Raw genomic sequence first — 12,823 nt, forward strand, 5'->3', positions numbered from 1 at the left:
TTCCTCTCCCAGCCATAGTAGAAGTATTGACGAATTGCTTAACCCATTTTCATGATCTGTGGTGCAGCGCTTGCGCTGCATGTATGGCTAACGGGTAGTTTAGTTCCACTATTTATCAAAATAGTTTCTGTATGACCATAAATCAACATGGGCTAGCCCAGGGATATGAATGAGTCCAACTCACGAATTTTTTCTTCTAAGCCAAAATTCATACGACAAACGGTCAGATAGCGATTAGGCAACGAGTAGTAGCGGCATCGTTTTATGAGGATTATAAACTTCACGGCAGTGAGCCATTCCAACGAGAATTCGAGCTAATTTACCACACAGTTTGAGAGACCTCATTTTCTTCATCTTTTTCATCTGGACATTGTATGCATGTATCGTATAAAAACGCAAGTTGATATAACGTTTCACCCGGTTGAATGGTATGTATGAAATGATTTGCTGGGCATTGCCAGAAGAAATAAGCCTGCATAAAAAAGCCTCTTTCACATGGTTCTTAAGTTCGCTATCTGTTATGCACGGAATGGGCTTTAGCTGCATTCAAAAAGGAGAAAGGGCTAAGACCTTTTTCAGAGCGGATGGTCATTTGCTGTAAGAAGTAGGGCCGTTTGCTAATAACGGCTGCAGCGTTTGGGCCGGTAATAACTTAACTGTAGTTATTCGTCCATTCATAGGCAGAGAGGGTTGAATATACTATCTTGGATTACAGGAATGGCAAAGTAAAAAGCATGTGATTCCCGAATCGTTTCAACTAAACCACGAAGGAGGTCCTCAATGAAAAAAGTTCTCCAGCAGGTAGCTAAAAAGGCCGTCAAAACGAATCGGAAGCAAAAGCTGCGTAAGAGAATCCGCAGGAAAAATGGGATCAAAATGAAACGAACGCGGAGAACAATAAAATTCCGCAAGCGTCTGCTGCGAAAAGTAAAGAAACGTACGGGGAGAAGAACATCTAAACGAAACACACATCCAGTGAAGCAGCCACCACCTGCTCTGATAGACGTACCGTTAGTTTATGAACCTGTGGATGTTCCGCAAGCTACTATATTAGAGACGAAGCCAAGACTTTCGGTTATCGCGCCGATATTGAATGAGGAAAAGTTCCTTCCGCTGTTTCTAGAAAGTGTCGCTTCCTACGCGGATGAAATTCTTATCTTAGATGGAGGAAGCACTGACGCCAGTGTAAGAATAATCAATGAGTGGAAAAAGCGCGCGAATATTCGGCTGTTCCATAAGAAGCAGACGGGGTTGCCCTACTCCGATGATTGGAACGAATCAGTTGTAAGGAATTTCCTTGTCGACCAAGCTGTCGGAGATTGGATTATGGCGATCGATGCCGATGAGATGATAGATGATGGCTTCCGTAATGCCTTGCCTCGTCTGATGGCCCAGAAAGAAACGGATGCGATCTCATTTCCATGGGTACAATTCTGGATGAATCCTCAAACAATAAGAATAAATGCAGCGAATGATAATCACTGGTCTGTCAATAAATACTTCATGTGGCGCAATCATATTGGTATTCGATACGACGATGCCAAAAATCACTGCAAATTGCAGCTGTTCGGACGTTACATGTGGGAAATCCCCAATAAGGTCGAGCCAATTCCAGTCTACCATTACCATTATGCTTTCGGTTCCCGGGTAAAAGCAAACGATAACCGTCGTCGGGATGTCGATCAATACTTAGGGAAACCGACGGATCGGACCGAATATGACATTTTGACGAAGCCTTTTACCGGGAAACATCCAGCAATTATGAAAAAATATTTTGCTGAAATGAAAGAGAAAGGAAATATGAACGGTTCGAAGCGATAAGAAGACCTCTCTCCAGGCCATTCAAATTACATTCGATTGTAGAAAAAAAGTGACTGAAAGTAGAAACTTTCAGTCACTTTTTTGATTTTATTCGGCGCTATAAAGCTAACTTTATACACTCCAAGGCTCTTGATCTGGAGTAGTAAGTCTCCACGTACTGTTTACATTGTTCGGCTTTGTGCTCTAATAGACTGTTATTGTGGTATAACCGGATGATTTCTGCGGCGAATTCCTGAGGAGTGTTTTTAGGTTCAATCGATTGCCTAATATTCTGCAGCCCTTCGATCCCCGTACTAGTAGTAACTAACGGTGTCTGATGGCACATTGCTTCTATCGTTTTACCTTTCACGCCTGCTCCGTAGCGAAGAGGAATAACGGCAATTTTGGTGGTTTCATACATCTCTTTAAGCTCATGGTCGGATACAAATCCTTTGACAATAATCCGATCCGATTGTAATTCTAGTACCTCCTGCGTAGGATTGGAACCGACGATGAACAGTTGTATATCAGGAATGGATTGCTGCACAATAGGTAGAATATCACGACAAAACCACAAAATACCGTCGGCGTTAGGACTATGTCTGAAACCGCCAACAAAGAGCAGACCGGCGCGTTCTTCCCATGCCTTTGTTCTTGGAATCGTTTGGTCAAAGTAATAGGCCGGAATCAATAGGGAGCTTTTATTTGGAAAATTCCCGTCGATAATTCGTTTTTCAGAGTCGCTGCAGGTCAGGATGGTATCTGCTTTGGTGAACAAGTCGAACTCCAGTCTTCTCATGTACTCTGATTCTTGAAGTAGCCCGCGGTTTTTGTCCAATCCGAACTGCTTCAACTCACGGACGTAATGCAAATCATGGCCATAGTACAGGATTTTAGCACGGGTGTGGGCTTTGATTAGATCGATATATTGATGTGAAATGTTAGGCCGGTTCAACAGGACATAATCAATGTAATCCTTGTGCTTAACGATCCAGAACTCGTAATATCCGCGATCCTGTGTTCCGTAGATGATCTCGATACCGAGCTGTTCGAGTTCAGAGCCATAGGGTTCCAGTTTGGTGAAGTTGTCTGGAATAAACTTTACATTTAAGCCCATATCCACAAGCAGTTTCAGATACATAAACGTCGTTCGGCTGCCTGCATCTTGGTCGAAACTTGGAACGCCGTAGTCAATGACCAAAATGGTTTTTTTAAACTTTGAGCGTTCCCTTGCCCAAAAAAGGTGTTCACCGTCGGCAAGATGATCCCGCTCGAGTACTTCTGCCCATTTTTCTCTAAATTTCTGTTGGTTAATCACCTGATATTTTTTAATTCCTGAGTTGGGGTCTGTGCCGTGGGATATTCCCTCGTAGTGCACGACAACAGATTTGGGTTGCAATACGACCTTGTATCCGAGTTGTCTTGCTTGGAAGGCAATGTCCACATCCTCTGAGTAAGCAGGTGCGAATCGTACGTCAAAACCGCCCATTTGATTCCATAAGTCTTTACGAATCATTAGCGATGCCCCGGAGATATAATCCACTTCCTTGACATAGTTGTACTCATGTTTGTTCGGGCTATCTAAACGGCCGTAATTCCTTGCATACCCGTTATTAAAGACAATACCGCCGGCTTCCTGAAGTCTTCCGTCCGGATATATCAACTTAGAGCCTACGATTCCGATAGTTGGGTCTTTTTCTGGTAAAGACAGCAGATGCTCCAACCAACCGGGAGTTACTTTGGTATCGTTATTTAAAAATAATACATACTTTCCTCTGGAGTTCTCTGCCCCACGATTGCAGTTATGAAGAAAACCCCTCTTCACCTTATTTCGGATGACAGTGACATGTTTGACGAAATGTCCGATATGAGCTGTTAAGTCGTTGGAAATATCATCCACCACGATGATCTCGTAAGGGACACCATGGGTATTCTCAACGATGGACACCAAGCATGGATAGGTAAAATCCCATTTGTTGTAAACAGGAATAATTATGCTAACCAATGGGTGATCCCAGACCGGTACCAACAGCTTATTAACGCGGGGTAATCCTTTACGGATCCGACTACGCTTCAAGCGCCGGATCCGTTTGCGTTTATTAAGCTTTACAACTGACCGTTTTTTCCAACGGGCACGTGCGGATTTTCCACGTTTGAGCAATAGTCGCCGGCCAGCTGCTGTTTGTTTGTGTATACGATGCTTACGAACGAGTGCAGACGCAACTGTCTTTTTCTTCTTTTTCCTAGCCGCTAGCTTCACCAAAACACCTCCTGGACGTAATTCATTATCACATAGCTATACTATTCTCTCTGCAAAGGGTGTGAATGGGACAAACGTTTATTTACAAAAAGCAAGGTGGTTGGAAAATTTCCCTCTCTGCACCATGCGTCCATACAAGTTGTCTAATCCGCACATAAGCTGAATTGGTTATAAGCAGTTTGGACAAAAAATGAACGGAGGAATCACATGATCATTAGATCTAAAGCCCCTTTAAGATTGGGGCTAGCCGGAGGAGGTACAGACGTCTCGCCTTATTGCGACTTATTCGGAGGATGCGTACTGAATGCGACGATTGATTTGTACGCCTATTGTACGATTGAGGTCATCGATGACGGTAACCTTACTTTTGTCGCTTCGGATCTCAATGAAGAGTTCCATTCGGACGCTCGCCGGGAGCTGGAGTTGGATGGTTGTCTAAGCTTGCATAAAGGCGTATATAACCGGATTGTCAAACAGTTTATGCAAGACAAGCCGCTCTCTTTTCGGATGACCACCTATTCTGACGCTCCCGCAGGATCCGGTCTAGGTTCATCATCCACAATGGTAGTTGCCATGCTGAAAGCTTTCGTGGAATGGCTTAATCTGCCGCTCGGGGAATATGAAATTGCTCAGCTTGCCTATGAAATCGAGCGTATCGATGTCGGTTGGGGCGGAGGAAGGCAGGATCAATATGCGGCCACCTTCGGCGGCTTCAACTTTATTGAGTTTCACGAGAATAATCGGGTTATTGTGAACCCGCTTCGGGTGAAAAACTGGATTATAAGTGAATTAGAAAGTTCTATGATTTTATATTACACGGGAGCATCAAGGCAATCTGCCGTGATCATTGACGAACAAGTCCGCAATACGCTTGAAGAGAACCAATCGGCCCTGGAAGCGACCCATGAATTGAAAGCGGAGGCTTATGCCATAAAGGAATGTATATTAAAGGGTGAAATCAAAAAGTTTGCCGAGCACTTGGGGAAATCATGGAATGCCAAAAAAAAGATGGCTGCCTCTATAACGAACGACCGGATAGACTTCATTTACGATACGGCTATTATAGCCGGTGCCTATGCAGGCAAGGTATCCGGAGCCGGAGGAGGCGGATTTATGATGTTCATTGTGGATCCCGTCAAACGCATACAGGTCGTTCAGCGATTGAACGAATTAGGGGGTAAAGTGTTTCAAGTCCATTTTACGAAGAACGGAACGCAAGGATGGAGGGCATAAATTTGAAGAAGTATATTAGCAGCCATATTTTACAGTCGATCGAGATTAAACGGGCGATTGCTAAAGATAGCGCTATATTGAGTTTAATAGAGCAGGCAGCTAGAAAAATGATTGAGGTTTACCGAAAGGGAAATAAAATCATGATCGGCGGCAATGGAGGAAGTGCGGCAGATGCTCAGCATATTGCTGGTGAATTCGTCAGCCGTTTTTATTTCGATCGTCCCGGCTTGCCGTGCATCGCGCTTACGACGGATACCTCCGTGCTTACTGCAATCGGAAACGACTACGGATATGAACAGTTGTTTGCACGGCAAGTTCAAGCCCTCGGCCGAACCGGAGACTTATTTATTGGCATTTCCACATCCGGCAACTCTCCTAATGTTATAAGAGGTTTAGAAATGTCCCGAACTATGGGGATCACGACCATTGGTTTAACTGGTGAAACTGGCGGCAGTTTGGCAGCTCTATGCGATATATGCATTCGTATCCCCTCCCAGGAAACCCCGAGAATCCAAGAAGCGCATATTCTGATTGGCCATATTTTATGTGCAATTGTCGAAGAATCCATATTTGGCAAGGGATTTTAAGCATATGGAAGCAGTCATTTTAGCTGGCGGACTCGGGACTCGTTTGCGTGAGGTTATCTGGGATGTACCAAAACCGATGGCTCCCGTAGGGGGCAAACCATTTCTTCGTTACATTATTGAACGATTGGAGATGCAAGGGGTTCGCAGTGTGGTACTCGCGGTAGGATACAAACATGAAACCATAAGTTCCTACTTCGGCCATCGCTGCGGAGAAATAAGAATCGCATATTCGGTGGAAGAAGAACCGCTAGGAACAGGAGGGGCTCTAAAGAAGGCGATGGATCAGATCTCCGGCGATCAGGTGCTGTTATTAAACGGAGACACGATGTTCCAAGTCGATATCCGGCAGCTGGTACAGTTTCATCAAGACCGCGCTGCCGACTTGACGCTTTCACTTAAACCCATGAAGCGGTTTGACCGATATGGTACCGTTATCGTAAGTTCGGACTATCGGGTTTCCAGCTTCCAAGAGAAACGGATGTGTGAATCCGGATTGATTAATGGTGGTGTATACGTAGCTCGTACCGATTTATGGGATCCATTCGAGCTGTCTGGTAAATTTTCGTTTGAACGATTTCTAGAAAATCCCGGAGTACAGAAGCTTAACATGTATGGCTTCCCGAGTGAAGGATATTTTATCGATATCGGGATTCCGGAAGACTATGAGCGTGCGAAATCCGAGCTTGTCACTGCTGGTGGAAACGGATGAGACCGAAGGCGCTTTTGCTTGATAGAGATGGTGTAATTAACATTGACAAATCGTATGTTTACAAAGTAGAAGATTTCGAGTTTACCGAGGGTATATTCGAGAACCTTTTACGTTTTCAGCAAGCGGGGTTTATACTCATCATTGTGACCAACCAAGCAGGCATTGGGCGGGGATATTACACGGAGGAGAACTTTTGGGAGTTAACGGCATGGATGGTGGGGCAATTCGAGGCACACGGTATCCGGATGGCCAAAGTATATTTTTGTCCCTATCATCCGGTACACGGCATCGGTGAATACAAACAAGACGCGTTCTGTCGAAAGCCGAATCCGGGTATGATTTTACAAGCAATGCGGGAGTTCCAGCTGGATCTAGCCTCATCGGTGTTAATAGGTGATAAAGAGAGTGACATCGAAGCGGGTTTGCGGGCGGGAATCGGGACCACGATCTTGATTCGCGGCTGTGATGGAAGTTCGACTACTGCGGCTACGTTTACTGTAAGGCATATACGCGAGGCGGCTGACCATTTTTTTGACAAAAACAAATAAATACATCTTCATATAAAATGACCGTTACATCATCAGGCTGCCAGGTAATTCGGCAGCTTGTTTTACTATTAAGTGGTTTGTATGCTCATTGCGGTGTTTTTATGTTTGGAGTCGACACTCAGTTGCTGAGAGTCCATATAGCACGAAGATGATTAGTAGAATAACCTCGTTTGTTCTAAAAAAAAGCGCTGAAGAATATTTTTTATAAAATATGACGGACTTCTGGTGCCACGAAGAACTGTTTAAATCGACTGACATCATGTAGATTACTTCCTCGGTAATCCATAATGGAGGATGCGACGATGGCCATTATAGAGCAGACGATTTTCAATTCATTTGGAAACAAAATAATTACTAAGGATAAAGAGATTCATGTTGTCGGCAAAATGGATGAACCGCTTATCTTAATTTTGGACAATGTATTAAGCTACAAAGAATGTGACGCTTTGATTGACTTAGCTAATAACAGAATGAAGCGAGCTAAAATCGGTAAATCTCGCGTAGTAAGCAATATTAGAACAAGCAGCAACATGTTTTTTGAAGAAAGCGAAAATGAATTGATTCAAAAAATTGAGACAAGAGTGTCTGAACTGATGAATATACCGATTTCACATGCTGAACCGCTGCAGATTTTACATTATAAAGCTGGGGAACAGTATCATCCTCATTTCGACTATTTTACATCAGGAAATGTTGTAAACAATCGCATCAGCACACTGGTGATGTATTTAAATGACGTGGAAAAGGGCGGTGAAACGTATTTCCCTTCACTTCGTTTTACAGTAACGCCAAAAAAAGGCAGTGCCGTCTATTTTGAATATTTTTATAATGAAAATCGCTTAAATGAACTAACATTACATGCTGGAAATCTCGTAGAAGTCGGAGAAAAATGGGTAGCAACCCAGTGGATGAGAAGACAAAGACATCGCAACATTTAAAGAACGAGAGTGGAGTTTGCAAGCGATGCAGCTCCTCTTTTTCATTGAGTAAACACTGTTTTGGATTTTTGTCATGGCATCAAAAGTAATGGTTTCAAAAGGTGTGTATGTTAAGCTCCCTTATGTACCAAGTCCAGAATAAGCCGAATTTGTTCAGAAGAAAAGTTTTCTTAATGGATTGTTTGGTGATAAATGACCATTGAACGTTATGGAAATATCACACTGAGAGGTTTTATTTTTCTGTTGACAGACATAGAGCTTCCACGACTATATTAAATGGTTAAATTAAAATTTTTTCACTATTTCATTAGCCCTTAATTTCGGATCACTAGTTTCATATGATGTAGTGATCTTAATAGAGGGAAGTGGAAAAAATGATTAATAAGAGGATCACAAAAAGTACGGTAAATAAGACACAGAACACGGTGAAGAAAACTCAAAGCGCCATAAAGAAAACACAATCTTCGAGAAAAATTGGGTTCTCCGCAAGCAATTTCAAGAAAATGGTGCATGCCGCTCAAAGATCATTGAACTCACAAAAGTCAGTTGTGATTAGCCAAACTAGGACAATCAGTACAGACAGCAGTTGGGTCAACGCGCTACCAATCAATCGAAATCCGTCGTGGGTTGCACCGCAAGCAGGCGAATCCTATTTATGGGGTAAAAACGATCCGAATGGTCCTGCGGCTGTGGTAGCCAGAAGATTTACAATACTTCGGGATGTTGATGAAATTGATGACGCTACTTTATTCCTGGCCGTCGATAACTTCGCTATCGTATTAATTAATGGGCGAGCCCTTATTATCGACTCTCCACAGGCGAACAGTTCTTTCTTTAACCCGGGAAGACAGTTTGATATTGTGCCATTCCTTCGCAGGGGGAGAAATGATATTGTGATAGCTGCTTTTAATTTCCCATCGAATAGCAACAGAAGCGATAATAATCCCGCGGGTGTCCTTGCACGTATAAGAATTAATTTTGCACAACAATCAAAAAAGTAAATATCCTTTGAAATGTTATTTAGATATCCGAAGTGTTTAATATTTGAGTGTCTACAGACTTCTTTAAACAGTCTCATCTGAACGGCTCATATTGGGATTAATCGAATGGCTGGATATATACACGTCCGATTTTAAAGCGACTCATATCAACAGGGTTTGATCGACAAGTCAGGATGACCGTGGCGGGCTGGTGATATTCGTTCCCACCAATCATCAAGGCAGATTCTAAAAAAACAAACTTAAAAGAATTTAGTAATATTTGATATGAACTAACATGTTTTCGATCAAATAAAAACAAATCCGATAGTATCGATCAAGAAGAGTCTTGGACGAGGAAGCGCCTCTCAAGACTATGGTTGATGGTTATGACTTAAATATTCAGGCTAATACAGGAGAATTCATCAACATGATAGGTCCATTAGATGGAGTCATTACAGAACTCACCAGATCATGGTCTTGAACTAATGGGACATGTTAGTTGAAAGATGTAATCAAATTGAAATATTAATTTCATTCTGTCTTAATGAATTTAGCCTATACTAAGAATCAAGACCCCCTTTAAAATATTTAACTTAGACTCGCGGCCCGTTGCTGTGGGTCTCTTTTTTTATTCATTTAATGGCAGGAATGTTCTATAAATGGTTTTAATTCTTATAGGATGACAATTTTTCTCTAAAGAGTGAGGATTTAATGAAAAAAACGAAATTAGAATTCAACATGCGTTTGAGGGACGGTTATTGTTTTTTTCTTTAATGTTACAGCGAAAAGCCCTCAAGAAATTCACCGGATGGTGGGTTCTTGAGGGCTTCTATTTAGTTGTTTTCAAATCGAGGATCTTTTGAGCAATAGTCCCTTTGTTACTGAAAAAGCACCTGGGCCGCTGAAAAGCAAGGAGAGTGCTGTGATTCCGAGCAACAATTCTAGTTCAAACCCTCCGACCCAACCTTTACCTGATTTGGCTGCTAGTATGGCACCAATCATATCTAGTGTGAGCAGGATCGAAAATATTTCCACAAAAAGTCCTAGAATTAAAGCCAAGCCTCCAATAACCTCAAGAATACCAATAACCGGAGCTGCGATGCCGGCCATTGGAATTCCGACTTTAGAAAAAAATTGTGTTGTACCAGCCAAGTTTGTAAGTTTGGGTATTCCATGTAAAATAAACGATATTCCAATTACGATTCGAATGAGTAACGGTGCATAGTTTGAAAATGATCTGTTATTCATTGATTCCTCCATAATGCTTCTAGAGTGTGATTCTCACTTATAGTTATTTCCAAGGATAATCAACAATAAACGCAATGGGATAGCCTTTGAATAAACTAAAAACCAGCCCAGGAGTATCTACGACTCTTTAGGCTGGTTATCGGAACTATGGAGTTTGTTCTCCTGCTAAACTTGCTGAACGATAACAACGAGAATAAGATCAATCTTAAATTACAAATGTCATTGTAATAATTACTAGTAATATGAATAAAACTAAAACCGCTGCCATACTAGTACTGCCTATACCGAAGTTAGTTGTCCCATATCCCATATTATTGCCTCATTTCAATTAAGAGTGGCTTTTTCAAGAAAACTATTAAAAGAAGAAGGGTGATCCAAAAAAGAATGGTGACTCCTCGATGGCTAACAAATCAAAAAGCACGAGCGGAGTTACAGGGTTGAAAAAGGGCGTGAAGAACGGAGAAAAAGCTCTTGTGCTTACTGTCTTATCTCCAGAAGAAAGATAAATTGTATCACCCTTGACTTTTTGTAAAGTGCCATCCAAGACTTGACCATGGCGTGTCATGACATATACGTGTTTGCCAACAAGAGATTTGAGTTTGTTATGATTAAATGACATTCTCATCACCTCCAGCTTTTGTAATAACAAAAGAAAGCGAGTATTACCAAACAAATGTCATAGTAACGATTACTAACAAGATGAAAAGAACCAGGATTGTTGTGGCGGAAGTTCCAATAGTGCCAGACATAGTAATTCCCCCCCCTTATTGGAAGATCTTTGTAAAGACTATACACAATACGAAGCTGTTTAAAGTAATTCTTGGACGAAGTCATTAAAAAGTTTTAAGCTGGATAGCCGTAGGTCATTTCAGGTGATGGAAGTCCCTTACGAATACAGTCATGTCGCTAGCGCTAAGAACCGACGACTATATCAAAGAGAAAGCGAAAAAAGCGTCGATCGGATGAAAATATTCATGTAATAAAATGAAATATGGCAGGAGCGTTGGAGTTGATCATGTAATGCGATAAAACTAAACTTGGCGTTCATCTTGCGAAGAATATAATTTTTTGGCTCTTTGATATTCCGGTCTAAAGCCGCCGTAAAAAGGGCCTGACGAGATATGAAGCTTCAGGTTATGGCAGGAGAGTAACGGAGAGAAAGGAGTTGTATTGCTGAAGCAGCCTTTTCTCCCCAACGCGAAATCCTAAGTTTCCGCCAGGTATCGAAGGGCTCATTTATTTCAATGTAGAAATTAAGGAAGCAGTTTAGATTCGCTAAGCACAGTCTAATCGGATTGTTGATTTCGTCAGGGTCAGGCGCCTATGTCAAAAACCCACCCTTACTCATAGTGTGTATCAGGCTAGTGAAAGGGGATAAGAGATGGAAAAAATACCTGTAACAGGCTTCGTCTTCCACAATAACGATTCATCATCTGATCATTCACACGGATTGTATATCACGTCCTGGGACGGAAGGCCCTACCCTCATAGACATATGTTTTCAGGCACAACCTCTTTGAATGACGGTCATGCCCATGAATATGTGGGAATCACGGAGCCGGCTCCGACAGGCGTTCCACACGTTCATCGTTTTCATACGATTACTTCCATGAGTGATGGTCATACCCATATGATTGAGGGGGTAACTGGTCCAGCTGTGGACGTTCCTGGGGGAGGACATATTCATTACTTTGAAGGATATACAACCGTCAATGGTATGCACCCTCATGCACATTACTACAGAGGTGCCACTGGCAATGAAGTGTAATCGCATTCGAAATTGGCCGGACACGGTCAAGGTTTTTGTTTCCATGGAAGAAAATAATATTTTATAACTCTTCCGATCGATAGGGTTGTTCAAGATACGACCGCGTAGACGCCGTTTCTTCGCAACTATTCCGACCATTAAACAATTCATCATTCTTGGGCGTAATAAATCACGGAAATCACGGATACCTAAAGGCATTAATCCTCAGCGTTTGCCTTCCAATGGCATATGCACAAGCAAACAATATGTACCGAACGTATATTTATACCGAAGTAAAAAATCACCCGAGAGGAATGAGTAAATATGGGAGCAGTAGGTTATGGTGGTAGTTGCGCCGGTTACGGCCTGGGTACAAGCGCCGCAGTTGTTTTGGTTCTTTTTATTCTCTTGGTAATCGTCTTAGCAACTTTTACAATTTAATATTCCATCATCAAACCAAAGAATATCGAGATTAACAAAAACGGTCCTATCGCCAAATAGAGTGATAACATCAGCTTTCCCAAAGAGGAAGCGACGGTTTAGACACTCCTATTTGGGCTATCGTCCAAGCAAGTATTTTGTATCGAACGTATTTTATACCATATTGAAAACCACTGAGAGGATGTGTAGATATGAGCGGAGTAGGCTATGGCGGTATAGGTACAAGTATGGCTGCGGTCTTGGTTCTTTTCATTCTCTTGGTAATTATTACGTCAGCTTTTGTAATCTAATATTCTCTAAACCAACACACAGAATATCGAGAAAAACAAAAC

General features: G+C 42.1%; 12 protein-coding genes. 9 read left to right on the forward strand and 3 right to left on the reverse strand.

From position 1 onward, the window contains the following. Positions 1-780: 780 nt before the first annotated feature. Positions 781-1,821 carry a glycosyltransferase gene (locus O9139_RS31670; protein WP_270885739.1) on the forward strand — a complete coding sequence of 347 codons (1,041 nt, stop codon included), beginning with the start codon at positions 781-783 and terminating at the stop codon, positions 1,819-1,821. A gap of 97 nt (positions 1,822-1,918) precedes the next feature. Here the strand turns inward: O9139_RS31670 and O9139_RS31675 are convergent, their stop codons facing one another. After that, positions 1,919-4,060 (reverse strand): glycosyltransferase, encoded by a 2,142-nt coding sequence (locus tag O9139_RS31675; protein ID WP_270885740.1) that lies wholly within the window; start codon positions 4,058-4,060, stop codon positions 1,919-1,921. Positions 4,061-4,267: 207 nt separating this feature from the next. Between O9139_RS31675 and O9139_RS31680 the strand changes: the two genes are divergently transcribed. The 6 genes from O9139_RS31680 (at position 4,268) to O9139_RS31705 (ending at position 9,076) form a co-directional block, all read left to right on the forward strand. Beyond that, a complete protein-coding gene (locus O9139_RS31680; protein WP_270885741.1) occupies positions 4,268-5,293 on the forward strand; it encodes a GHMP family kinase ATP-binding protein in 1,026 nt (341 codons plus the stop codon). Between the two features lie 2 nt (positions 5,294-5,295). After that, the gene (locus O9139_RS31685) at positions 5,296-5,880 is read left to right on the forward strand and encodes a D-sedoheptulose-7-phosphate isomerase (RefSeq protein WP_270885742.1); all 585 of its coding nucleotides are present in this window, start codon (positions 5,296-5,298) and stop codon (positions 5,878-5,880) included. Positions 5,881-5,884: 4 nt separating this feature from the next. Then, the gene (locus O9139_RS31690) at positions 5,885-6,589 is read left to right on the forward strand and encodes a nucleotidyltransferase family protein (protein ID WP_270885743.1); all 705 of its coding nucleotides are present in this window, start codon (positions 5,885-5,887) and stop codon (positions 6,587-6,589) included. Continuing rightward, positions 6,586-7,137, forward strand: a complete 552-nt coding sequence (locus O9139_RS31695) for a D-glycero-alpha-D-manno-heptose-1,7-bisphosphate 7-phosphatase (RefSeq protein ID WP_270885744.1) — start codon at positions 6,586-6,588, stop codon at positions 7,135-7,137. Before O9139_RS31690 ends, O9139_RS31695 begins: the two co-directional genes overlap by 4 nt. 302 nt (positions 7,138-7,439) lie before the next feature. Next, entirely contained in the window at positions 7,440-8,075 is a 636-nt protein-coding gene (locus tag O9139_RS31700; protein WP_270885745.1) for a prolyl hydroxylase family protein, read from the forward strand. Positions 8,076-8,449: 374 nt separating this feature from the next. Further along, positions 8,450-9,076, forward strand: coding sequence for a hypothetical protein (locus O9139_RS31705; RefSeq protein WP_270885746.1), 627 nt, complete (start codon positions 8,450-8,452; stop codon positions 9,074-9,076). 822 nt (positions 9,077-9,898) lie between these two features. Here the strand turns inward: O9139_RS31705 and O9139_RS31710 are convergent. After that, positions 9,899-10,303: a DoxX family protein gene (locus O9139_RS31710; RefSeq protein WP_270885747.1), complete on the reverse strand. Its 405-nt coding sequence runs from the start codon at positions 10,301-10,303 to the stop codon at positions 9,899-9,901. Between the two features lie 355 nt (positions 10,304-10,658). Continuing rightward, positions 10,659-10,922 carry a DUF2642 domain-containing protein gene (locus O9139_RS31720; protein ID WP_270885749.1) on the reverse strand — a complete coding sequence of 88 codons (264 nt, stop codon included), beginning with the start codon at positions 10,920-10,922 and terminating at the stop codon, positions 10,659-10,661. Positions 10,923-11,684: 762 nt separating this feature from the next. Between O9139_RS31720 and O9139_RS31725 the strand changes: the two genes are divergently transcribed. Together O9139_RS31725 and O9139_RS31735 are read left to right on the forward strand one after the other, a co-directional pair. After that, positions 11,685-12,071: a YmaF family protein gene (locus tag O9139_RS31725; protein WP_270885750.1), complete on the forward strand. Its 387-nt coding sequence runs from the start codon at positions 11,685-11,687 to the stop codon at positions 12,069-12,071. Between the two features lie 611 nt (positions 12,072-12,682). Next, complete coding sequence (locus tag O9139_RS31735; protein ID WP_270879494.1) at positions 12,683-12,781, forward strand: YjcZ family sporulation protein; 99 nt, start codon at positions 12,683-12,685, stop codon at positions 12,779-12,781. Positions 12,782-12,823 lie beyond the last annotated feature (42 nt).

This window comes from Paenibacillus aestuarii, from assembly GCF_027789125.1.
In the GTDB taxonomy this organism is placed as follows: domain Bacteria; phylum Bacillota; class Bacilli; order Paenibacillales; family NBRC-103111; genus Paenibacillus_E; species Paenibacillus_E aestuarii.